Below are 21,421 nucleotides of genomic sequence, written 5' to 3'. Positions count from 1 at the left end.
AGATCTTGTGAAGATCCTGGGGTGACTCTGACGAAACCGAGGTCCGGGGCGACCGGTGCGCACAGGGGCGCCCGGCGTCCCGGCACCGGGCGGGCCGTTGCCGTGCTCGTGCTGGTCGCGCTGGGCGCGCTGATACCGCTCCTCGGCCCGTCCCCCGCACTGCACGGCACCGGGGAGGCCGACGCGCCCGGCACCGGGGGCATAGCCCTGCTGCGCACGGTGCTGTTCGCGGCGCTGTCCGTCCCCGTCGGCGAGCTGTTCGTACGGCGGCTGGTCCGCTCCGTGCCCGGCGCTCCGGCCGCGCTGCCCCGCAGTTGGTCCACGGCCGCGAACTCCGCCGGCTTCGTGGCCGCCCTGGGACTCGCCTCCGTCGTGGCCACCGGCAACCTGGTGCCCGACGGCCTCGCCGACATCGACGTCGGCGGCCTCTACGACTCCCGGGACGGCAAGCTCGCCCTCCTGGAGGTCAACGGCTTCCTCGCGGCGGCCCTGTGCGCCGCGTCCGGGCGTCCCGGCACACAGGTGTGGCCCCTGGCCGCGATCGTCGTCGCGGAGGCGCTGCGTGCCCATCCGACGACCGAGTACGGCCCGATGACCGGCTCCGGGCTGACGCTGGTGCACCTGACCTGCGCGTCGCTCTGGGTGGGCGGTCTGCTGTACGCGCTGCGCACGCTGAGGCTGTGGCAGAAGGGGGAGGCGGGCGCCGCGCTGCTGGGGCGCTACGCGCGCGTGGCGGCCGTGCTGCTCGCCGCCATCACCGCGACGGGGGTGAGCAGTTCGCTGCGCCGGATGCCGCCGGAGACGGTCCTGGAGCAGCTGACGGACACGGCGTACGGGCGTGTCCTGCTCGCCAAGGTGATCCTGATGGCCGGTGTCGCCGCGCTCGCCCTGTGGGCCCGGATCCGGCTGGCCCGCGCGGCCGACCCGCTGAGCGCGAGTTCGCCCGCGCGGGCGGAGGTGTACGTACTCGCCCTGGTGGTCGCCGTGTCGGGACTGCTGACGGCGCTTCCGGTGCCGATCCGCTGGTGACCGGGCGCCGGTGACCGGCTTCGGGGTCCCGTCCGGACATGTCCGGAATCCGAACGGGCGCCCCGCGCGGGGCACCTGACGGACAGGAGTGTCAGTCGCGGCCCGTATCCTCGTGAACCATGCTCGAAGACCTCACCGCCGCAGCCTCCTCCCCCACCGCGTGGCCGGCCGCGTATCCCCGGGGATACGCGGTCGTCGACGTGGAGACCACGGGGCTGGCCCGGGACGACCGCATCATCTCCGCGGCCGTCTACCGGCTGGACGCGCGCGGCGAGGTCGAGGACCACTGGTACACGGTGGTCAACCCGGAGCGGGACCCGGGCCCGGTGTGGATCCACGGCCTGACGAGCGACGTGCTCGAAGGGGCACCCCTCTTCCGGGACGTCGCCGCGGAGTTCGCGACCCGACTGGAGGGCCGGGTGCTCGTCGCCCACAACGCCGTCTTCGACTGGCAGATGATCGCCCGGGAGTACGCCCGCGCGCGCGGCGAGGCACCGGTGAAGCAGCGGCTGTGCACCATCGCCCTCTCCAAGGAGCTGGGGCTTCCGCTGCCCAACCACAAGCTGGAGTCGCTCGCCGCGCACTTCGGTGTCGTGCAGCAGCGGGCGCACCACGCGCTGGACGACGCGCGCGTGCTGGCGGAGGCGTTCCGGCCCAGCCTGCGGGCCGCGGCGGCGGGCGGCGTGCGGCTGCCCCTGCACGAGTGCCGGCCGCTGACCGAGTGGACGGACCGGCCCCGCATCGGGCACCAGGCGGGCCCCGGGGGTTACCGGCCGGCCAGTTGGCGCCCCTCCCGCAAGCGGCCCGCGTGCCCCTACCCCAACCCCGGACGGTACGAACCGGGCAAGCGACTCAAACAGGGCATGCGTGTGGCGTTCTCCGGGGACACCTCCGTCGAGCGGGACCTGCTGGAGGACCGCGCGACCGAGGCCGGGCTGCATGTCGCCGGCAGCCTGTCCCGGCTCACGAGCCTCCTCGTCACCAACGACCCGGACTCGGGCACGTCGAAGGTGGTCAAGGCCCGGCAGTACGGCACGCCGGTCGTCGACGAGGCGGCGTTCGGCCAGTTGCTGGGGGATGTCGAACCCGCGTCGGAGGGCTGAGCGGGACACCGACCGTACGGACGGGTGATTGGCGGGCGACTCGCCCGCCGCCCGCTCGCCCGCGCCGGGCCGACGGCTCACCCTGTGGCGCATGGCGACATGCGAAGTCTGCGGCAACAGCTACGGAATGACCTTCGAGGTGCACGCGCAGGGCGCGGTGCACGTCTTCGACTGCTTCTCCTGTGCGATCCACCGCATGGCCCCGATCTGCGAGCACTGCCGGGTGCAGATCATCGGCCAGGGCGTCGAGGCCGACGGCCACTGGTACTGCGGCGCCCACTGCGCCCGCGCGGAGGGAAAGGCGGGGATCATCGACCGGGTCTGAAAGGACGTACCCGCCTGAATGCACCCCGCGACCGAGTTGTACGGTCGTGGGGTGCACCGCTTTCTGTTGTCCCGCCAATGGGTGATCATCACACTGGTGGCCCTGATCCTCGTCCCCACGATGATCTGGCTGGGCACCTGGCAGATGGACCGCTACGGGGAACGCTCCGCCCGGAACCAGCTCGTGGCCGACGCGCTGGCCGCCGATCCGGTGCCGGTGGAGCGGCTGGCCGCGCCGGGAGACGCCGTGACCCGCGCCGAGCGGTACCGCACCGTGACCGCCGAGGGCCGCTTCGACACGGACGACGAGGTCGTCGTCCGCCGCCGCACCAACGCCGACGACAAGGTCGGCTTCCACGTCCTCACCCCCTTCGTCCTGGACGACGGCAGGGTGCTGCTCGTCAACCGCGGCTGGATCCCCGCGGACGGGCCGAGCCAGACCGCGTTCCCCGAGGTCCCCGCACCGCCGCGCGGCGAGATCACGATCAAGGGCCGGCTCATGCCCGACGAGACGACCGAGGCGAGCGGCATCAAGAACCTCGAGGGCCTGCCCGAGCGTCAGATCATGCTGATCAACAGCGAGCGGGAGGCGCAGCGCCTCGGTGCCCGGGTGCTCGGCGGCTATGTGGCGCAGACGGCGCCCGAGCCCCGGGGCGGCACCCCCGAGCGGCTGGGTGACCCGGGCAAGGAGAACGCGGCGCTGAACTACGCGTACGCCGTCCAGTGGTGGCTGTTCGCGGCGGCCGTGCCGGTCGGCTGGGTGGTCCTGGTCCGCCGGGAGGCCCGGGAGCGGGCGCGGGCGGCGGCCGGGGAGACGGACGCCGGGGAGAGCGAACCGGAGGCGGTGCGCAACCCCTCCGCCGCCCCCGACCGGGCACACGCGCCGTAGCCGGGAACGTCCGCAGCGTGCTGTGACCTGCGCCGCTCTCCCGATGTGCGGCGTTCTGTGCGAGAGTGGCGCACCGGCCGGACGGGGTGCGCCGCGTTCCGGACGGATGTCCCGCCGGTCGCTGTCATCCGGACGGGCCGTCCGCGCAACTCTCCCCCGAGGGCACAGCACACCAAGGACGGTGACTCATGGCCGACGGCGCCATGACCGCGACGTTCCTCGCCGTGATCGGCGGGGCGTCGCTGCTCGCCGTCACCGCGCGACGGCTCCGGCCGAGCGACAGGCTGCCCTCGCTGGAGGGCTGGGCGCTCGCCGACCGGAGCCTCGGGGGCGGCTGGACCTGGCTGCTGCTCGGCGGGACGATCTACACGGCGTACACGTTCACCGCCGTCCCGGGTCTGGCGTACGGCAACGGCGCGCCCGCCTTCTTCGCGGTGCCGTACACGGTGATCGTCTGCCCGCTCGCGTTCGTGCTGCTCAGCCGGCTGTGGAGCGTGGCCCGGCGGCACGGCTACATCACCGCCGCCGACTTCGTGCGCGGCCGGTACGGCTCGCCGCCGCTGGCGCTGGTCGTCGCGCTCACCGGCATCCTGGCGACGATGCCGTACCTGGCGCTCCAGTTGCTCGGCATCCGCGCGGTGCTCACCGCGGGCGGGCTGTATCCGAGCGGTGCCACCGGGGACCTGGTGATGGTGGCCGTGTTCGCGGGGCTGGCCGTCGCCACCTACCGGCACGGACTGCGGGCGCCCACGGTGATCTCCGCGCTGAAGGCGGTGGCGGTGTTCGTCTCGCTCACCGCCGTGTGCTGGCTGGTGCTGAGCCGGTTCGACGGCTTCGGCGCGGTCTTCGACGGGGCCGCGCGCGCCCTCGGCGGCACGGACGCGGCGCACTCCCCGCTGCTGCTGTCACCGCGGCAGCAGCCCGCCTACGCCACACTCGCGCTCGGCTCCGCGCTGGCCCTGCTGATGTATCCGCACGTGCTCACCGCCGGGTTCGCCGCCGACGGTCCGCGCACCCTGCGCAAGGTGTCGGCGGGACTGCCCGCCTGGACCGCGCTGCTCGCCCTGTTCGGGTTCCTCGGCATCGCGGCCCTGGCGGCCGGGGTGCGGGCCCCCGAGGGCGGCGCCGAGGCGGCGGTGCCGATGCTGGTCGACCGGCTGATGCCGGGCCCGCTGGCCGGGCTGGTGTTCGGCGCGATCGTGGTGGGCGCGCTGGTGCCGGCGGCGGTGATGTCGATCGCCGCGGCGACCAGCTTCGTACGGAACGTGTACGTCGAGTACGTCCATCCGACGGCCACGCCGAAACGGCAGGTGCGGGTCGCCAAGGCGGTGTCGCTGACCGCCAAGCTCGGGGCCGTGGCGTTCGTGTTCGGGCTGCGCGACCAGGACGCGATCAACCTCCAGCTGCTCGGCGGGGTGTGGATCCTGCAGATCTTCCCGGCGGTGGCGGTCGGGCTGTACACGCGGTGGCTGCATCCGCGGGCGCTCCTCGCCGGGTGGGCCGTGGGCATGGTCGCCGGGACCCATCTGGTGGTGCGGGAGGGGTTCTCCTCGATCGTGCCGCTCGGCACCGGCACGCTGGAGATCTACGCCGGGGTCGCCGCCCTGCTGCTGAACCTGATCGTCGCGGTGGCGGGCACCGCGGCCCTCGCCCGCCTCGGCGTCCCGCGCGGCGCCGACGCCACCGACCTGCCGTCCCGCCTGATGGCCGGGCGGCGTCCGGAGACGGGAGCGAACAACACGTGAGACGCAGACAACAGCACCGGACCACTCTGCCGCTTGCCCCGGCGCCGCCCCCGCCTCCGGCCGCGGCCGGGCCGCTGGGCCCGGCCGTCACCGACCCGGCCGACCTGGAACGGGAGGCCGGGGTCGCCCGCCTCTTCGAGCTGCACTACTCCTCGATGCTGCGGCTCGCCGTGCTGCTCGGCGCCGACGACCCGGAGAACGTGGTGGCCGAGGCGTACTACCAGATCTACCGCAAGTGGCGGCGGCTGAAGGACGTGGCGGCGGCGGAGGCGTATCTGCGCTCCACCGTCTGCAATCTGACCCGGATGCGGATCCGCCACCTCCAGGTCGCCCGCCGGCACGAGGAACATCCGCAGGGCCCGTCCGACGAGACCGTGGCCTCCGCGGAGAACACCGCGCTGCTCCACGACGACCAGCGGGTGCTGATCGACGCGCTCCAGCACCTGCCGGCCCGGCAGCGCGAGGCGCTGGTGCTGCGGCACTGGCTCGGGCTGAAGGAGAGCGAGATAGCCGCCGCGATGGGGATCTCCCGTGGTTCCGTCAAGACGCACACCTCGCGCGGCATCGCCGCGCTGACCCAGGCGATGGAGGCCCGGCGATGACGCATCAAGACGCGACTCCGTCGCGTGGCACCGGCCCGGACCGCACGGACCACGACCGGGCCGAGCCGCCCCGTCCGCCGGGCGCGGAGCGCACCGAACGGGAACTGCGCGACGCCCTGCGGGCGCTGGCCGGCGGGGTGCGGCCGGACCCCGACGCCTACCGCACGGCGCGCGGCGAGTGGCTGCGCCGGGAACGCCGGCGGCGGCTCGTCCTCACCGTGCTCGTCGCCGTCGTCTTCGCGCTGGCCACGCTGATCGGCCTGTGGGTGCTCAACCAGGCACCCTCGGACCCCGGCGTCATCTTCTCCGGCAACGGCGCCGCGGCGGCCGACGGTCCGTCACTCCCGCGGCAGCGCCCCTGATTGCGGCCCCCGCCGGCCGGGCATCCGCACCCCGTGCACCGTATCGAGGACTACGCGCTCATCGGCGACGAACAGACCGCTGCCCTGGTGGGCGCGGACGGCTCGGTCGACTGGCTCTGCCTGCCCCGCTTCGACTCGGCGGCCTGCTTCGCCCGGCTGCTCGGGGGTGAGGACAACGGGCACTGGCGGATCGCACCGGCCGGTGCGGACCGGTACACCCGGCGTTCCTACCGCGAGGACACCCTCGTCCTGGACACCGAGTGGGAGACCCCGCAGGGGACGGTGCTGGTCACCGATCTGATGCCGCAGCGCCACGAAGCACCCGACCTGGTACGGATCGTGCAGGGCGTACGGGGCGAGGTGACCGTCCGCAGCACGCTCCGGCTGCGTTTCGACTACGGCTCGGTCGTGCCCTGGGTGCGCAGGGAGGACGGGCACCGGGTGGCGGTGGCCGGACCGGACTCGGCGTGGCTGCGCAGCGTGCCGGAGGTGCCCACCTGGGGCGAGGACCGGTCCACGGTCTCGGAGTTCACGGTGAGGGAGGGCGAGCGGGTCGCGTTCGTGCTCACCTGGCACCCCTCCCACGAGCCGCGGCCCCCGCTGGTCGACCCGTACGCCTCGCTGCGGCACAGCGTCGAGGACTGGCGCGCCTGGGCGGCGCACTGCTGTTACGACGGCCCGTACCGGGACGCGGTCGTCCGGTCGCTGATCACGCTCAAGGCGCTCACCTACCGCCCGACGGGCGGCATCGTCGCCGCGCCCACCACGTCGCTGCCGGAGGAGCCGGGCGGGGTGCGCAACTGGGACTACCGGTTCTGCTGGCTGCGCGACTCCACGCTGACCCTGAAGGCGCTGCTGGCCGCCGGGTACCAGAGCGAGGCGGAGGCCTGGCGCAACTGGCTGCTCCGCGCGGTGGCGGGCGACCCGGCGGACCTCCAGATCATGTACGGGCTCGCGGGCGAGCGGCGGCTGCCGGAGTTCGAGGTCCCGTGGCTGTCCGGCTTCGGCGGCGCCACGCCGGTCCGGGTGGGCAACGACGCCGTGAACCAGCTCCAGCTGGACGTGTACGGAGAGGTCGTGGACTCCCTGACCCTGGCCCGGCGTTCGGGGCTGTCGGCGCAGCCGGACGTGTGGGCGCTGCAGTCGGTGCTGCTGGAGTTCCTGCGCACGGCCTGGCGGCAGCCGGACGAAGGGCTGTGGGAGGTGCGCAGCCGCCGCCGGCACTTCGTGCACTCCAAGGTGATGGTGTGGGTGGCCGCGGACCGCGCGGTGCGCGCCATGGAGGAGTTCCCGGACCTCGAGGGCGACCTGGACGGCTGGCGTGAGCTGCGGGACGAGGTGCACCGGGAGGTGTGCGAGAAGGGGTACGACCCCGAGCGGAACACCTTCACGCAGTCCTACGGCTCGCGCGAACTCGACGCCGCGCTGCTGCTGATCCCCCGGGTGGGGTTCCTGCCGCCCGACGATACCCGGGTGCTCGGCACCATCGAGGCGGTCCGTGCGGAACTGGGGCAGGACGGGCTGGTGCGCCGCTACACCACGGACGCCACCGCCGTCGACGGGCTGCCCGGTCAGGAGGGCACGTTCCTGGTGTGCTCCTTCTGGCTGGCGGACGCCCTGCACATGACCGGGCGGACGAAGGAGGCGCGCGATCTGTTCGAACGGCTGCTGGGCCTCGCCAACGACGTGGGTCTGCTGGCGGAGGAGTACGACCCGGTCGGCGGCCGGCTGCTGGGCAACTTCCCGCAGGCGTTCAGTCACATCGGCCTGGTGAACACCGCCCTCGCCCTGTTCGCGGACGAGGAGGCAGGATAGGGACATGGATCTTGGACTGAAGGACCGGGTGTACGTCGTCACCGGGGCGACCCGCGGGCTGGGCCACGCCTCGGCGCGGGAGCTCGTCGCCGACGGCGCGAAGGTGGTCGTCACGGGGCGGGAGGAGGAGGCCGTCGCTCAGGCGGCGTCCGCGCTGGGCCCGGACGCGGTCGGGGTGGCCGTCGACAACGCCGATCCGGAGGCGCCGGCGCTGCTGATCGCGACCGCCCGGGAGCGGTTCGGACGCTTCGACGGCGTCCTCGTCAGCGTCGGCGGGCCGCCGCCGGGCTTCGTCGCCGACACCACGGACGAGCAGTGGCAGTCGGCGTTCGAGACGGTGTTCCTGGGCGCGGTGCGGATGGCCCGGGCGGCCGCGGCGGAGCTGCGCGAGGGAGGTGTCATCGGGTTCGTGCTGTCGGGGTCGGTGCACGAGCCGATCCCCGGGCTGACCATTTCCAACGGGCTGCGGCCCGGGCTGGCCGGGTTCGCCAAGTCGTTGGCGGACGAGCTGGGGCCCCGGGGGGTGCGGGTGGTGGGGCTGCTGCCCGGACGGGTCGACACCGACCGGGTGCGGCAGCTGGACGCGCTGTCCGCGGACCCCGAGGCCACGCGGCAGGCCGCCGAGTCACGCATTCCGCTGCGGCGGTACGGGACGCCGGAGGAGTTCGGGCGGACGGCGGCGTTCCTGCTGTCGCCGGCGGCGTCCTACGTGACCGGCGTGATGCTGCCGGTGGACGGCGGTTTCCGGCACGGGTTCTGATCGGCGGGTCAGCTGACTCGTTCGGGGCGGTGTTTCACCGCGCGCAGCCGGGCCTCGGCCGGGAGGGTGGTCAGGCCCGCCGAGTCCCGGGCGTGGGTCAGGGCACCCGTGGTGAGGCCGTGCAGGGCGGTGCCCGGGTCGACGTGGGGTTCCAGGGTGAGGCGTACCCGGGTTCTCGGACTGCCGCGGCGGCCGGTGAGCAGGACGTGGGCCTGCGCCACGCCGTCCAGCCGGTCCGCCTCCTCGGCGAGGACGTGTTCCAGGGCCCGGCCGCGCACTGCGGCGCCCTCCCCGTCGCCCGTGTCGACCAGGATCTCGGCCAGTCGCCGCCGGCGCAGCACCGCGACCAGCCACCACAGACAGAGCAGGACCAGTACCGCGAGGACGGCGAGGACGACCGGCCACCACCAGCCGTCGTCCCGCCATCGGGTCCGCTCGGCCTCGTTCAGCAGGACGTCGTGCCGCCCGTGGTGCAGCCACCAGGAGGGCGCCGGCGCCCCGAGCCCGATCGCCAGCACGGACCCGCCGAGGGCGATCAGCACCAGGCCCGCGATCGCGAGCAGCACGCGGTTGACACCTCTGAGCACCGCTATCGCCCCTTCCTGCCGGGTCGCCGCACGCGCAGCGACAGTCTGGGCGGCCGGGCCAGGCCCAGCCGTTCGACCGCGTCCTCGAGCACCGTGGTCATGTCCGCCCGTACGTCGTCCAGTTCACGGAAGTGCGCCGCCGCGCGGACGTCGGCGCGGGCGCGCGTCATCCTGACCCGCACCGACTGGACGCCGGCCACCTCCATGGCCCGGTCCCGCAGCACCATCGCGGCGGCGTCGCGGTCCAGTCCGGCGCGTACGTCGGGACGGGTGCGGCGCATCGGGAGCAGGGAACGCAGGCCGGGCGTCACCGCGAGCAGGAACAGCCAGAGTCCGAGCGCGGCGGCGACAGCGGCGCCGGTCAGCACCCAGACGTCGTCCAGGGGCCGTTCGGCCAGTTGCCGGGCCAGTTCCCGGCGCCAGCTCATCCCGGCGCGGTCGGCGCGCACCGCGGCGATGTCGTACAGGAACGCGCCCGCGATCACCAGGGTCACCAGCGCGAGCAGGCCCGCGGGGACCCGGCGGGCCGACCAGAAGCGCCGGTGCCCTCCGTCGCTCCCGCCGGCCCCGTCGGCTCCGTCCCCGACAGGCGGGGGACTCTTCTCCAGGACTGTGCCCCGGGGGTCGCTCATCGCGTCCTCCCGTGCGCCGCGCCGGACGCGGCCGCCAGGTGCAGCCGCTCCACCTGGACGACGACCTCCGGCACGGCCATGCCCGCCAGGGAACGCACCCGGTCGACCACCTGGCGCCGTACCTGTGCGCACCGGCCGCCGATGTCGCCCGGGTAGGCCAGTTCGACGTGCACGCGCACCCGGGCGGTGTCGTGGTGCACGGCCACGCTCGCGTGCGGTGGCGCGGCGCCCGGCGGCAGGGTGCCCACCGCCTCACGGGCGGCCTGCGAGGCGATCTTCGCGACCACCCGGTCGGCGATCCTGGTCGCCCCGCGCCCGCCCGGTGCGACGGCGGCCGGGCTCCCGCCGGGTCCGACGGCCCCCGTGCTCACCGGCGTCACCTCCGCCGCTCGTCACGGGGACGGAAGAAGTCGCCGAGTTCCAGGTCCCCCTCGAGGAACCGTCCAACGACGAAACCGACGGCGCCCAGGGCCGCCACCAGCAGGAAGGCCCCGAATCCGCCGAAGTATCCGGCGAAGCCCAGCGCCATGCCGACGATCATGCCGACCACGGCTGTGTTCATGATGCGCTCCTCCGCTCAGCGAGCCTCACTGGAGGCGGCTCTCCGGCTCCTCGTCCTCCTCGTCGGGGAGCTTCACGTCGCTCACCGCGATGTTGACCTCGACCACTTCCAGGCCGGTCATCCGCTCGACCGCGGCGATCACGTTCTCCCGGACGTCCCTGGCGACGTCGGCGATGGACACGCCGTAGACGACGACGATCTCCAGGTCGAGCGCGGTCTGCACCTCGCCGACCTCGGCCTTCACGCCGCGCGCCACCGACTTGGAGCCGCCGGGCACGCGGTCGCGTACGGCTCCGAAGGTCCGCGACAGCCCGCTGCCCATCGCGTGGACGCCGAACACGTCCCGGGCCGCCAGTCCGGCGATCTTCTCCACCACACCGTCGGAGATGGTGGTGCGGCCGCGGGTGGCGGGGTCACCGCCGCCGCGCCGGGTTCCCTGGCCCTTGCGCGAGGTGGTCTCCACGGGGTTCTTCTCGGCGTCGGGGGCCCGTACCGGGCCTGGCTCGGTCATGTCGGTCATCGCCGTACGTCCCTTCGGTCGTCCTCCTGCGACAACCGTATGCATGGTTGCGCCGCACCGCGCCAGGAATACGGCAGGCTGGAGGAGTGACGGCGGACCGGTGGACGCGAGCGGTACGGCAACAGGTGGGGCTTGGCAGGATCGTGCCCCTGGGGGGACCGCGCGACGGCGCGTGGATCGCGGAGCGGGCAGCGGCTGTGCCGCTGCGCCGCGCGGCGGCGCGGGCCGTGCCCGGCGTACGCCTGGACGGCCTGCGGATCGGGCCGGCGGAAGGCCCGCGGGAGGCGGTGGGCGAGCCGGTCGTACCGGCCCCGCCGAGCGCGCTGCCGCCGGGCCCGCTGCGGCTGGCCGCGGAGTTCGCGGCCACGGCGTCCCGGCCGCTGCCGGTGACGGCGTCGCTGCTGCGTACGGCGCTGGCCGAGGCGGCGGAACGGATCGGCCTGGCCGTCATCCAGGTGGACCTGCGGGTGACGGAGTTGCTGGACACGGAGCCGCCGGCGCGGCCCGGGGCGCCGGCTCGGGAACCCGCCTCCGGGCCGCCGGGGCCCGGCGGCCCGGAGGCCGGCCGGATCGCGGCAGCCGCGCTCGCCGTCCCGGGGGTGACCCGGCTGACGGGGACACCGGGCCGCCCCGTCCACCTGTCCGAGCACCCGGGCGGGGCGGCCCTGCCCCACCGCCACGCGCGCGTGGACCTCGCCGTCCGGTCGGATCACCACCCCCTGGAGGTGGCCCGGGCGGTCCGCACGGCCGTGGCGGCGTCACTGCCGGACCGGCCGACGGTCACCGTCCTGGTGACGGCACTCGACTGACCGGCCGCGCACCGGCACGGGCGAGCGGGGTCGCCGGCCCCACGCGCGTCGGGCGGGCGCCCTGTTCAGCGGGGCGGGTCACGACGTACCGTCCAGGCGACGCCGTGGCCGGCCCCGACCACCAGCCACCCACCCCGCCCCGCCCGCTGCTCTCGTCCGGCCACCGCCGGGATCCGGGCATCCCCGGGTGCCGGTCCGGCCACCGCCGGACATCGGGCACCGCCACGTCCGGTGCCGGGTCCGGGCATCGCCCGTCTGCTATTCGCCCATGCCGGCCAGGTCGCGCAGGCGGCGGGCCTGGGCCGCGCGTTCCGCGGCGCGCTGCTCCTCGTAGGTGCGGTCCTGTGCGCCGCGCAGGAGGGCCTTGGTCTCGATCACGGCGTCCCGGGGCGCCGCCAGCAGCGCCGCGGCGAGGTCCTGGACGGTCGCGTCCAGGTCGGCGGCGGGCACGGCGAGGTTGGCCAGGCCGGTGTTCACGGACTCCTCGGCCGTGACGAAGCGTCCGGTCGCGCAGATCTCCAGGGCGCGGGCGTAGCCGACGAGGCTCACCAAGGGGTGCGTGCCGGTCAGGTCGGGGACGAGGCCGAGGCTGGTCTCGCGCATGGCGAACTGCACATCGTCCGCGACGACGCGCAGGTCACAGGCGAGGGCCAGCTGGAAACCGGCCCCGATGGCGTGTCCCTGCACAGCGGCGATGGACACGATGTCGCTGCGCCGCCACCAGGTGAACGCCTCCTGGTAGACGGCGATGGTGGCGTCCAGCTCGGCGTCGTCACCGCGCGCGAGGTCGATGAACGACGGCTCGCCCTCGATTCCCTGGGGCGTGAGCATCTGCCGGTCGAGCCCGGCGGAGAAGGACTTGCCCTCCCCGCGCAGCACCACGACCCGGACCGAGCCGGGCAGCAGCCGGCCGGCCTCGGTCAGGGCCCGCCACAGAGCGGGGCTCTGCGCGTTGCGCTTGGCCGGATTGGTCAGCGTCACCGTGGCGATCGCGTCGTCGACGGTGAGCCGTACGCCGTCCTTGTCGAGTACCGGACCGAGGTCCTGGGCGGACGAAGCCATGGGGCGCCTCCGATGGGTGCGGTCATCTAAGTGACTGCACAGTAACCACCCGGCCGACCGGTTGTCCGACCGGGTGGCCACCATCGGGGTTCCCGTGGTGCCGGGGTCAGGCCGAAGGGGCCTTTTTGCCCCGTGTCGCCCCGCCACGCCCTCGGAGCGTGACACCCGACTCGCTGAGCATGCGGTGCACAAAGCCATACGAGCGGCCGGTCTCCTCGGCCAACGCCCGGATGCTCGCACCGGCGTCGTACTTCTTCTTCAGGTCTGCCGCGAGCTTGTCGCGCGCGGCGCCGGTCACCCGGCTGCCCTTCTTCAGAGTCTCGGCCACCCGTGCCTCCTCATGGGAAGTGCGCTCTGGTCTCCTCATGATCACCCCTCCCGGCCCTCATGGCCACCCATTCGGCAAGGTCGATGAGACAAGGTTGTGACGACGGGAGTGCGTCCCCACATGCGGAATTGGATATTCCGGCAGGTGCCGCCGATACCTCCAATCGGGTTCCTCCGCGAAGTGCCAGGTCAGAAAGGGGTGGGTGCCGAGCACCGGCCGACCGGGGGCGCGGCCGCGGCATCGGTGTAGGACACACCTCGGGGTGAGGAGATCTCACACGAATGATGGATCACCGATGGGCCGAATGATCCATGCGCAGTGGATCACGCATTCGGTCACCCCCGGCTGACGGCCGCGCCGGTTCAGGCGAGGGCGACCAGGTCCGCGTAGTCGGCGCCCCACAGGTCCTCGACACCGTCCGGCAGCAGGATGATCCGCTCCGGCTGGAGCGCCTCGACCGCGCCCTCGTCGTGGGTGACGAGGACGACCGCGCCCTTGTAGGTGCGCAGGGCGCCGAGGATCTCCTCCCGGCTGGCCGGGTCGAGGTTGTTGGTCGGTTCGTCGAGGAGCAGCACGTTCGCCGAGGACACCACGAGGGTGGCGAGCGCCAGACGGGTCTTCTCACCACCGGAGAGGACACCGGCCGGCTTGTCCACGTCGTCGCCGGAGAACAGGAACGAGCCGAGCACCTTGCGGACCTCGACCAGGTCCATGTCGGGCGCGGCGGAGCGCATGTTCTCCAGGACGGTGCGGTCGGGGTCGAGGGTCTCGTGCTCCTGGGCGTAGTAGCCGAGCTTGAGGCCGTGACCGGGGACGACGGCACCGGTGTCCGGCTGTTCGACACCGCCGAGGAGCCGCAGCAGGGTGGTCTTGCCGGCGCCGTTGAGGCCGAGGATGACGACCCGGGAGCCCTTGTCGATGGCCAGGCTGACGTCGGTGAAGATCTCCAGGGAGCCGTACGACTTCGACAGGCCCTCGGCCATCAGCGGGGTCTTGCCGCAGGGCGAGGGCTCGGGGAAGCGCAGCTTGGCGACCTTGTCGGACTGGCGGACGTCCTCCAGACCGGACAGCAGGCGCTCCGCGCGGCGGGCCATGTTCTGCGCGGCGACCGTCTTGGTGGCCTTGGCGCGCATCTTGTCGGCCTGCGCGTTGAGGGCGGCGGCCTTCTTCTCGGCGTTCTGCCGCTCGCGCCGGCGGCGCTTCTCGTCGGCCTCGCGCTGCTGCTGGTAGAGCTTCCAGCCCATGTTGTAGACGTCGATGGTGGCGCGGTTGGCGTCCAGGTAGAACACCTTGTTGACGACCGTCTCGACCAGGTCCACGTCGTGGGAGATGACGATGAAGCCGCCGCGGTAGGTCTTGAGGTAGTCGCGCAGCCAGACGATCGAGTCGGCGTCGAGGTGGTTGGTCGGCTCGTCGAGGAGCAGGGTGTCCGCGTCGGAGAACAGGATCCTGGCGAGCTCCACCCGGCGCCGCTGACCGCCGGAGAGGGTGTGCAGGGGCTGGCCGAGCACGCGGTCGGGCAGGTTGAGCGCGGCGGCGATCGTGGCGGCCTCGGCCTCGGCGGCGTATCCGCCCTTGGTGAGGAACTCGGTCTCCTGGCGCTCGTACTGCTTGAGCGCCTTCTCCCGCGTGGCACCCTGGCCGCTCGCGATGCGCTGCTCGTTGTCGCGCATCTTGCGGATCAGTACGTCGAGGCCGCGGGCGGAGAGGATGCGGTCGCGGGCGAGAATGTCGAGGTCGCCGGTGCGGGGGTCCTGGGGGAGGTAGCCGACCTCGCCGGAGCGGGTGACGTTGCCGGCGGCGGGGATGCCCTGGCCGGCGAGGACCTTGGTGAGGGTGGTCTTGCCCGCGCCGTTGCGGCCGACCAGGCCGATGCGATCGCCCTTGGCGACGCGGAAGGTGGCGCTTTCGATGAGGACGCGGGCACCGGCGCGCAGCTCGATGCCGGAGGCGGAGATCACGGACAGACTCCTGGGCGGTGGGGAGGATGGCGGTGGGCGGCTGAGGACGTTCCCGCCGTCTAATGCGCGAGGAGAATGGCCATGGGAGCCATTCTAACGGGGCCGTGCAAGCGCTTTTCCGCGTGCGGGCGTCCCGGAGGTTGTCGATGCCCGGTGTCAGACTGGGCGGCACGTGGACATTCCGGTGCACGCGAGACACAGGGAAGTGATCGCCATGGCAGGCACGGGCGGCGGGCGTCCGAGCGTCGTTCCGACGCTGCTGTACGGGGACGCGAAGGCGGCGATCCGGCAGCTCACGGAGGCCTTCGGCTTCACGGAGCTGTCGGTGTACGAGGGCGAGGACGGCACGGTGATGCACGCCGAGCTGGCGCAGGGCAACGGCGTGGTGATGCTGGGCTCGAAGGGCCGCGGCGGGGTGTTCGACACGGCGATGAAGGGCGCGGGCCCGGCCGGGGTGTACATCGTCGTGGACGACGTCGACGCACACCACCGGCGCGCGGTGGAGCAGGGCGCGGAGATCCTGATGCCCCCGACGGACCAGGACTACGGCTCCCGGGACTACATGGCCCGGGACCTCGGGGGCAACGTCTGGACCTTCGGCACGTACGCCCCGGAGACCGGGGCCTGAGCGCGCCCCGGGCCGGTGTCAGCCGCCGGTGTGGACCTGGAAGGCGGCCCGGCGGACCGCCTTGGCCAGGGCCGGGTCGGGGTGGGCGGCGGCGAGGGCGACCAGGACCTGCACGGTCCGCGGGTGGCCGACGGCGCGCACCTCGCTGAGCAGCGTGGGCACGGTCGGCTGCACCGCCGACTCCAGGTGCCTCACCAGCAGCGGGGCCTCGCCGTGGTCGGCGACGGCGGCGGCGGTGTCCACCCAGAGCCAGGTGGCCTCCTCGCGGGTGAGGACCTCGTGGGCGTCCTCGGGGTCGGCGCCCTCGTGCTCGGCCAGCCACAGCAGGGCGTACGGCCGCAGCGCCGGCTCGTCGAGCACGGTGCGGACCTCGGGCTCGGCGGGGGCGCCGACCACGCGCAGCGCCTCGAAGGCGAGGCCGCGCAGCAGGGCGTCCTCGCCGCGGGCGGCGTCGATCAGCTCGGTGACGGCGCTTCCGACCGGCCGGGCGGCGAGCCAGGCGCGGTATTCGGCGCGGGCCGCGTTGGGGCGCAGCCGGGCGCAGCCGCGCAGCATGTCCTCGGCGCCCTGCTCGATGTTGCCGGCGGGGCTCTGCGCGGCGACGCAGATCTGCTCCAGCTTGACCCACACCGCCCAGCTGCCCAGCGGGGTGAGCGTGGCCTGCCCGTCTCCGTAGGTGAGGGCGCCGACGGAGGCGAGGGCACGCAGCGCCCAGTCGAGCAGCGGTTCGAGCGGGGCGTCGGCGGCGGCCGGCTCGGCGAGCGCGGGGCGGGGCCGCTGGAGTCCGCCACCGGTTCCGGTCCGGTCCCCGCAGGCCGCTGACGCGTCGTCGGCCTGCGGCGCGTAGTCGACCTCGCAGCGCTCCGTGCGCAGCTCGGTGACGCGCTGCTGCAGAAGGTCGAGGAGCTGCGGCACGGGGACGGGGCCGGCGGACAGCTGGAGGAAGGAGAGCACCTGCGGCATGGCCGTGACGACCTCGGCGACGGCGGCGGGCTCGTACTCCTCGGGCTCCGGGTGGGCGAGCGACCAGGCGTCGCAGAGGGCGACCCAGCCGCGCAGTACGGCGCTGTCGTCGCGGTCCCAGGCGCGCAGCCGCCAGCCGGGGCGGGCGGTGTCGCCGTGCACCTCGACGAGGCCGGCCAGGCGGGCGGTGTCCCAGTCGGCGCGGACCTGAGCGGGGGTCAGGCCCAGGGCACGGGCCGCGTGTTCGGCGGACGCGTCGGAGAGGGTGGCCTTGCCGTCGGCGGTGGCGGCGTTCCGGCCGGGGCCGAGGGCGGCGTCGGCCCAGCGGGCGACGCGGGCCGCCGCGGCCAGGTGGGAGCGCGCCATTCTGGCCAGCTCCGCCGGTGCGGGGGTGCCCTCCGGAGGGCGGGGCGCGGGGCGGCGCGGGCGTCGCTGGTTGATCGCTGTGGGGGCGGCGGCCAGGGGTCGGGGGCGGACGAGTCGAAGCCTGGAGTCGCGCGGGATACGGGACGTCACGGGTGCAGTCTTCCGGTTGACGGTCCGAAAACCCAAACGGAATGCCGACGGGGGCCCTGGGACGGCCCGCGGACCGGACCCGGAAGCGGCAGAAGGGAGCACATCAGGCCAGTGGTACGACGCTAAACGGAATCCTCGTGAGCCGCTTCACATCAAGGGGGTGAGGAACCGCCGCAGGGTCTCCTCGTACGCCTGCGGGTCGACGTTCCACATGGCGGCGTGCGGAGCGCCCCTGACGGTGTGAAGGGTGATGGTGTTGGGGTGGGCGGCGGCGAGGCGGCGGGAGAACCGCCAGGGGGCCACCGTGTCGTCGGGACCGTGGAAGATCTGCGTGGGGACGGCGATGCGGTCCAGGTGGACGGCGCCGGGCCTGCGGTCCCCGTACAGGCCGGTGCGGCCCTGTGCGGCGCGGACGGCGAGGGGCAGCAGGGCACCCGGGGTGCGGTGGGCGGCGGCGAGGGCGCGCAGGGTCGCCTCCCAGTTGAGCACCGGGGAGTCGAGGATGAGGCCGGCGACGCGTGCCCGCACGTCGGAGCGGGCGGCGGCGCGCAGCGCCATGGTCGCGCCGATGGACCAGCCGTACAGGACGACCTGCCGGGCGCCGGAGTCCACCGCGTGCCGGAGCACCGCGTCGAGATCACGCCACTCGGTCTCGCCGAGGTGGTTGAGGCGGTCGGGGGAGCCCGGCGCGCCCGGGTCGCCCCGGTGGGCGGGGGCGAGCACCGGGAAGCGGTGGCGGTGCAGGAACTCCATGACGTTCATGGTGTGTTCCCGGGTGGTGCCCAGTCCGTGGACGGCGATCACCCAGGTGTCCCGGTCGCCCGGCACGTACCAGACGGGCAGCGGGCCGAGGTCGCCGGGGACGTCCAGACCGGTGAAGTCCAGACCGAGGGCGGTGCCGGGGTCGCCGGCGTGCACGGCCGGGGTGAACCAGACCCGGTCGCCGGGCTCGAGGGTGCCGTACGTGACGCGTTCCAGCCGGCGTACGACGGTGTCGACGGGGGTCGCGGTGCCGGTCAGCACGGGTCCGACGACCGCGTGGGAGCCGTCGCCTGCGAGACCGTGGCGGCCGGGCCGCAGCGCGGCGAGGTCCCGGGTGAGGGTGACCTGTCCCGCGGCCGTGGCGTGGACGGTGAGCACGGGTTCGGTGGGCAGGGGCCCGTCCGGCGGGATCCTGAGGGCGGCATCGCTGGCGAACCGGCCGGCGGCCACCGCGGCGGCGCCGGCCCCTATCACGGCGGTGACGGCAGCGGCCGTCGCTCTGACAGTGCGCACGCTCTCCAGTGTCATGTCGGAACGTGTACCCGGCCAGTGGGCGGATGCGCCCGCGCGGGGCCCGGGGGTGGTGCTCCCGCCCCCCACCGCCCCGGCGGGGGGGACTGCCGCCCCGCCCGGCTCAGTCCCGCTGCCCGTACCCCCGCAGGCGTTCGCCCACCTCCCCCACCTGCTCCGGGGTCAGCAGATGCGGGGACAGGCCGGGGACCGACGAGGCGGTCAGCCAGACGCGGCACATCCACTCCAGCTGGGCCGTGCGGTCGTAGGCCTGGGAGAGGGTCGCCCCGTACGTGACCGTGCCGTGGTTCCGCAGGAGGCATCCGGTGCGGCCGTCGAGGGCCTCGAGCATGTTCGCGGCCAGTTCGTCGGTGCCGTACGTGGCGTAGCGGGCGACCCGGACGGGGCCGCCCAGCGCCGCGGCCATGTAGTGGATCAGCGGCAGCTCGTCGACGAGCGTGGAGACCGCCGTGGCGTGCACGGCGTGCGTGTGCACGACGGCACGCGCGCCGGTGGTGCGGTACACCGCGAGATGCATGGGCAGCTCGCTGGTCGGGACCAGTGTGCCGAGCACCTGCCGGCCGCCGAGGTCGACACCTGTCACGTCGCCCGGCCCCAGCCGGTCGTACGGCACTCCCGACGGCGTGACCAGGACCGTCCCGCCGACCCGCACCGAGACATTGCCCGAGGTCCCGACCACGAGCCCGTCGGCCACGCTCCGGCGCGCGGTCTCCACCAGCTCCGCCCAGGCGCGCGCCTCCTCCTCGGCGGCGCCCGAGGCCCGCGGGCCGCCGCCACCCCGGGCGCCGTCCGCGGCGCTCCCCGTTCCCCGACCGTCCCACCGCTGCTCAGCCATGCCGCGATCCTGCCAGGCGGGCCACCGGCCGGCGGCGGGTCCCCGGGAGTGACCGACGTCTCTTCACCGGCTCCCCCGGCCCGCGGAGCCCGTACGGCGGCGGCCCCGCCATCCGGCGGAGCGCCCACCCCCTCTTACGGTCACCACGATGCCCATTCCAGTTCATCTTCCGTTCACCCTGGTTACCTACGTTCGACCAGCCAATGACCTCGAACGATTGCCTGGGTAAATGGAAAGCTTCTCGCTGATCCTCGCGATTGTGGTGGTAACCGCACTCGCGTTCGATTTCACGAACGGTTTCCACGACACCGCGAACGCGATGGCAACGACCATTTCGACCGGTGCGCTCAAGCCCAAGGTCGCGGTGGCCATGTCCGCCGTGCTGAACCTTGTAGGCGCATTCCTCTCGGTGGAGGTCGCCAACACGATCTCCAAGGGCCTCGTCGACGAGGCCGGCATCCGCCCCGAGGTCATCTTCGCCGCGTTGGTCGGCGCGATCCTCTGGAATCTCCTGACCTGGCTGGTCGGTCTGCCGTCCAGCTCCTCGCACGCCCTCATGGGCGGTCTGATCGGCGCGACCGTCGCCTCCGCCGGCTTCGGCGCGGTGCACGGCGACGTCCTCGTCACCAAGGTGCTGATCCCCGCGATCGCCGCCCCGCTGGTGGCCGGCCTCGCCGCGATGCTCGCGACCCGGCTCACCTACCGCATGGGCAAGAAGGCCGACGGCAAGGCCTCCGAGAAGGGCTACCGCGCCGGGCAGATCGCCTCCGCCGGCCTGGTCTCCCTGGCCCACGGCACCAACGACGCCCAGAAGACGATGGGCATCATCACCCTGGCCCTGGTGGCCGGCGGCACCCTCGCCCCCGACTCGGACCCGCCCATGTGGGTCATCCTCTCGGCGGGCATCGCCATCGCGCTCGGCACCTACCTCGGCGGCTGGCGCATCATCCGCACCATGGGCAAGGGCCTGACCGACCTCCAGCCGCAGCAGGGCTTCGCCGCCCAGACCAGCGCCGCGACGGTCATCCTGGCCTCCTCCCACCTGGGCTTCTCCCTCTCCACCACGCATTCCGTTTCCGGTTCCGTGATGGGCGCCGGCCTGGGCCGCAAGGGCGGTGTCGTCCGCTGGTCGACCGCCACCCGGATGTTCGTCGCCTGGGGTCTGACGCTGCCGGCGGCGGCCCTCGTCGCGGCGCTCGCCGAGTGGGTCTGCGGCTTCGGCGACTGGGGCACCGCCGTCGTGGCCGTCTTCCTGGTCGTCTCCAGCGCGGCGATCTGGAAGATCTCCCGGCGCGAGGTCATCGACCACACCAACGTCAACGACCACGAGGCCCCGGGCGCGGAGCCGTCCGGCGTGGTGACGCAGGCGATGGCCGCGGTGACCCCGCCCCCGGCGGGCACCGTGAGCGAGGAACTCGCCGCCACGATCCCGGCCCCCAACGACCCGGCATCGCCGGCCAGGACCACCGTCTGACCGCGACGGCCCGGAACGAAGGAAGAAGAGCACCATGAAGATCGACTGGGCGGCCCTCGGTTCCGTCTTCGGCGTCAGCCTCGTGGTCACCGTGGCCCTGGTGGCCCTGTTCACCCTCGGCATCACCGGCCTGTCCCGCCGCGAGCGGGCCGCCGCCCAGGGCCAGTCCGCGGCCCTGGCGGTCACCGGCGCCTACGCCTGCTTCGCGGCGTGCGCGGCGGCGGTGGGCTACGGGATCTACCTGATCATGGCCTGATCGCAGATCGTCTCCGTCCGGCGGGCGGTGCGGGAGCTCCCGCACCGCCCGCCGGCGTGCGCGCGTCCGCCCGCCGGTTCACCCACCGGCGCCCCTCTGTGGGCCTCAGCACACTTCAGCCTCGCAGGTCAACGGCAAGTTGACGGCCCTTCCGGGGCCGTGGTGGACTGCCTCCGCCACTACGGCGGCAGGAGAGGAAGCCGGTGCGATTCCGGCGCGGTCCCGCCACTGTCACCGGGGAGAACACCCCGGGAGCCAGGAACTCTCACCGCCGGTCTCGTCGAACCAGGGCGTGGACACCCTGAGTGAGGACATATCGCCATGCGCGGCTGCCTGCCGAGGTCGACCAGCGACACCCCACCCCGC

Annotated in this window: 24 protein-coding genes and 1 riboswitch; of the genes, 13 read left to right on the top strand and 11 right to left on the bottom strand. The window is 73.8% G+C overall.

Translation table 11 applies throughout. The features are described 5' to 3' along the window. Positions 1-21: 21 nt before the first annotated feature. The 9 genes from F1615_RS23940 (at position 22) to F1615_RS23900 (ending at position 8,629) form a co-directional block, all read left to right on the top strand. On the top strand, positions 22-1,029 hold the full coding sequence (locus F1615_RS23940; protein ID WP_149551121.1) for a CopD family protein: 1,008 nt from the start codon (positions 22-24) through the stop codon (positions 1,027-1,029). A gap of 119 nt (positions 1,030-1,148) precedes the next feature. Next, positions 1,149-2,132, top strand: coding sequence for a DEDDh family exonuclease (locus F1615_RS23935; protein ID WP_149551120.1), 984 nt, complete (start codon positions 1,149-1,151; stop codon positions 2,130-2,132). A 91-nt stretch (positions 2,133-2,223) separates the two neighbouring features. Beyond that, a complete protein-coding gene (locus F1615_RS23930; protein WP_149551119.1) occupies positions 2,224-2,457 on the top strand; it encodes a hypothetical protein in 234 nt (77 codons plus the stop codon). Positions 2,458-2,508: 51 nt separating this feature from the next. After that, complete coding sequence (locus tag F1615_RS23925) at positions 2,509-3,345, top strand: SURF1 family protein (RefSeq protein ID WP_208818389.1); 837 nt, start codon at positions 2,509-2,511, stop codon at positions 3,343-3,345. A gap of 188 nt (positions 3,346-3,533) precedes the next feature. Beyond that, positions 3,534-5,090, top strand: a complete 1,557-nt coding sequence (locus F1615_RS23920; RefSeq protein ID WP_149551117.1) for a sodium:solute symporter family protein — start codon at positions 3,534-3,536, stop codon at positions 5,088-5,090. Then, a complete protein-coding gene (locus tag F1615_RS23915; RefSeq protein ID WP_388238879.1) occupies positions 5,087-5,692 on the top strand; it encodes a sigma-70 family RNA polymerase sigma factor in 606 nt (201 codons plus the stop codon). The genes F1615_RS23920 and F1615_RS23915 overlap by 4 nt, the downstream gene beginning before the upstream one ends. Next, on the top strand, positions 5,689-6,054 hold the full coding sequence (locus F1615_RS23910; protein ID WP_149551116.1) for a hypothetical protein: 366 nt from the start codon (positions 5,689-5,691) through the stop codon (positions 6,052-6,054). Before F1615_RS23915 ends, F1615_RS23910 begins: the two co-directional genes overlap by 4 nt. Positions 6,055-6,087: 33 nt before the next feature. Then, positions 6,088-7,869 (top strand): glycoside hydrolase family 15 protein, encoded by a 1,782-nt coding sequence (locus tag F1615_RS23905; protein ID WP_149551115.1) that lies wholly within the window; start codon positions 6,088-6,090, stop codon positions 7,867-7,869. 4 nt (positions 7,870-7,873) lie between these two features. Beyond that, on the top strand, positions 7,874-8,629 hold the full coding sequence (locus F1615_RS23900; protein ID WP_149551114.1) for an SDR family oxidoreductase: 756 nt from the start codon (positions 7,874-7,876) through the stop codon (positions 8,627-8,629). A gap of 8 nt (positions 8,630-8,637) precedes the next feature. Here the strand turns inward: F1615_RS23900 and amaP are convergent, their stop codons facing one another. Genes amaP through F1615_RS23875 form a run of 5 tightly spaced genes read right to left on the bottom strand, consistent with a single transcriptional unit; the run spans position 8,638 to position 10,930 of the window. Beyond that, complete coding sequence (gene amaP / locus F1615_RS23895) at positions 8,638-9,216, bottom strand: alkaline shock response membrane anchor protein AmaP (protein ID WP_208818388.1); 579 nt, start codon at positions 9,214-9,216, stop codon at positions 8,638-8,640. A gap of 2 nt (positions 9,217-9,218) precedes the next feature. Next, positions 9,219-9,848: a DUF6286 domain-containing protein gene (locus F1615_RS23890; protein ID WP_149551112.1), complete on the bottom strand. Its 630-nt coding sequence runs from the start codon at positions 9,846-9,848 to the stop codon at positions 9,219-9,221. Continuing rightward, positions 9,845-10,228 (bottom strand): hypothetical protein, encoded by a 384-nt coding sequence (locus F1615_RS23885; protein ID WP_149551111.1) that lies wholly within the window; start codon positions 10,226-10,228, stop codon positions 9,845-9,847. The genes F1615_RS23890 and F1615_RS23885 overlap by 4 nt, the downstream gene beginning before the upstream one ends. After that, a complete protein-coding gene (locus F1615_RS23880; protein WP_149551110.1) occupies positions 10,225-10,410 on the bottom strand; it encodes a hypothetical protein in 186 nt (61 codons plus the stop codon). The genes F1615_RS23885 and F1615_RS23880 overlap by 4 nt, the downstream gene beginning before the upstream one ends. 25 nt (positions 10,411-10,435) lie before the next feature. Continuing rightward, complete coding sequence (locus tag F1615_RS23875) at positions 10,436-10,930, bottom strand: Asp23/Gls24 family envelope stress response protein (protein ID WP_149551109.1); 495 nt, start codon at positions 10,928-10,930, stop codon at positions 10,436-10,438. Positions 10,931-11,016: 86 nt separating this feature from the next. Here F1615_RS23875 and F1615_RS23870 point away from each other — a divergent pair, with 86 nt between their 5' ends. After that, positions 11,017-11,739, top strand: a complete 723-nt coding sequence (locus F1615_RS23870) for a nucleopolyhedrovirus P10 family protein (protein WP_149551108.1) — start codon at positions 11,017-11,019, stop codon at positions 11,737-11,739. A gap of 258 nt (positions 11,740-11,997) precedes the next feature. On the opposite strand, the gene F1615_RS23865 is transcribed toward F1615_RS23870, so the two are convergent. From F1615_RS23865 to F1615_RS23855, 3 genes are all read right to left on the bottom strand, one after another. After that, entirely contained in the window at positions 11,998-12,801 is an 804-nt protein-coding gene (locus F1615_RS23865) for an enoyl-CoA hydratase/isomerase family protein (protein WP_149551107.1), read from the bottom strand. A gap of 106 nt (positions 12,802-12,907) precedes the next feature. Further along, positions 12,908-13,129, bottom strand: coding sequence for a helix-turn-helix domain-containing protein (locus F1615_RS23860; protein WP_029385158.1), 222 nt, complete (start codon positions 13,127-13,129; stop codon positions 12,908-12,910). 362 nt (positions 13,130-13,491) lie between these two features. After that, positions 13,492-15,090: an ABC-F family ATP-binding cassette domain-containing protein gene (locus F1615_RS23855; RefSeq protein WP_149551106.1), complete on the bottom strand. Its 1,599-nt coding sequence runs from the start codon at positions 15,088-15,090 to the stop codon at positions 13,492-13,494. 214 nt (positions 15,091-15,304) lie between these two features. On the opposite strand from F1615_RS23855, the gene F1615_RS23850 reads away from it, so the two are divergent. Beyond that, positions 15,305-15,718, top strand: a complete 414-nt coding sequence (locus F1615_RS23850) for a VOC family protein (protein WP_149551105.1) — start codon at positions 15,305-15,307, stop codon at positions 15,716-15,718. An 18-nt stretch (positions 15,719-15,736) separates the two neighbouring features. On the opposite strand, the gene F1615_RS23845 is transcribed toward F1615_RS23850, so the two are convergent. The 3 genes from F1615_RS23845 to F1615_RS23835 form a co-directional block, all read right to left on the bottom strand. Continuing rightward, entirely contained in the window at positions 15,737-17,197 is a 1,461-nt protein-coding gene (locus F1615_RS23845; protein ID WP_167533835.1) for a hypothetical protein, read from the bottom strand. Positions 17,198-17,344: 147 nt separating this feature from the next. Continuing rightward, on the bottom strand, positions 17,345-18,472 hold the full coding sequence (locus tag F1615_RS23840) for an alpha/beta hydrolase (protein ID WP_167533834.1): 1,128 nt from the start codon (positions 18,470-18,472) through the stop codon (positions 17,345-17,347). Between the two features lie 121 nt (positions 18,473-18,593). Further along, positions 18,594-19,325: a class II aldolase/adducin family protein gene (locus tag F1615_RS23835; RefSeq protein WP_244328822.1), complete on the bottom strand. Its 732-nt coding sequence runs from the start codon at positions 19,323-19,325 to the stop codon at positions 18,594-18,596. A gap of 229 nt (positions 19,326-19,554) precedes the next feature. Here F1615_RS23835 and F1615_RS23830 point away from each other — a divergent pair, with 229 nt between their 5' ends. Then, entirely contained in the window at positions 19,555-20,799 is a 1,245-nt protein-coding gene (locus F1615_RS23830) for an inorganic phosphate transporter (protein ID WP_149551103.1), read from the top strand. 34 nt (positions 20,800-20,833) lie between these two features. Further along, positions 20,834-21,055, top strand: a complete 222-nt coding sequence (locus F1615_RS23825; RefSeq protein ID WP_037938007.1) for a hypothetical protein — start codon at positions 20,834-20,836, stop codon at positions 21,053-21,055. A gap of 146 nt (positions 21,056-21,201) precedes the next feature. Beyond that, positions 21,202-21,339, top strand: a riboswitch (cobalamin riboswitch). The last annotated feature ends 82 nt before the right edge of the window (positions 21,340-21,421 follow it).

Source organism: Streptomyces marokkonensis (genome assembly GCF_008312835.1).
Taxonomy (GTDB): domain Bacteria; phylum Actinomycetota; class Actinomycetes; order Streptomycetales; family Streptomycetaceae; genus Streptomyces; species Streptomyces marokkonensis_A.
This window is presented reverse-complemented; position numbering and strand designations above follow the sequence as displayed.

Excerpts from the sequence above, each read along its gene's own strand:
- F1615_RS23935 (WP_149551120.1), top strand. The coding sequence starts at position 1,149 with ATGCTCGAAGACCTCACCGCCGCAGCCTCCTCCCCCACCGCGTGGCCG.
- F1615_RS23930 (WP_149551119.1), top strand. The coding sequence starts at position 2,224 with ATGGCGACATGCGAAGTCTGCGGCAACAGCTACGGAATGACCTTCGAG.
- F1615_RS23920 (WP_149551117.1), top strand. The coding sequence starts at position 3,534 with ATGGCCGACGGCGCCATGACCGCGACGTTCCTCGCCGTGATCGGCGGG.
- F1615_RS23910 (WP_149551116.1), top strand. The coding sequence starts at position 5,689 with ATGACGCATCAAGACGCGACTCCGTCGCGTGGCACCGGCCCGGACCGC.
- F1615_RS23900 (WP_149551114.1), top strand. The coding sequence starts at position 7,874 with ATGGATCTTGGACTGAAGGACCGGGTGTACGTCGTCACCGGGGCGACC.
- F1615_RS23890 (WP_149551112.1), bottom strand. The coding sequence starts at position 9,848 with ATGAGCGACCCCCGGGGCACAGTCCTGGAGAAGAGTCCCCCGCCTGTC.
- F1615_RS23880 (WP_149551110.1), bottom strand. The coding sequence starts at position 10,410 with ATGAACACAGCCGTGGTCGGCATGATCGTCGGCATGGCGCTGGGCTTC.
- F1615_RS23875 (WP_149551109.1), bottom strand. The coding sequence starts at position 10,930 with ATGACCGACATGACCGAGCCAGGCCCGGTACGGGCCCCCGACGCCGAG.
- F1615_RS23865 (WP_149551107.1), bottom strand. The coding sequence starts at position 12,801 with ATGGCTTCGTCCGCCCAGGACCTCGGTCCGGTACTCGACAAGGACGGC.
- F1615_RS23850 (WP_149551105.1), top strand. The coding sequence starts at position 15,305 with ATGGCAGGCACGGGCGGCGGGCGTCCGAGCGTCGTTCCGACGCTGCTG.
- F1615_RS23835 (WP_244328822.1), bottom strand. The coding sequence starts at position 19,325 with ATGGCTGAGCAGCGGTGGGACGGTCGGGGAACGGGGAGCGCCGCGGAC.
- F1615_RS23830 (WP_149551103.1), top strand. The coding sequence starts at position 19,555 with ATGGAAAGCTTCTCGCTGATCCTCGCGATTGTGGTGGTAACCGCACTC.
- F1615_RS23825 (WP_037938007.1), top strand. The coding sequence starts at position 20,834 with ATGAAGATCGACTGGGCGGCCCTCGGTTCCGTCTTCGGCGTCAGCCTC.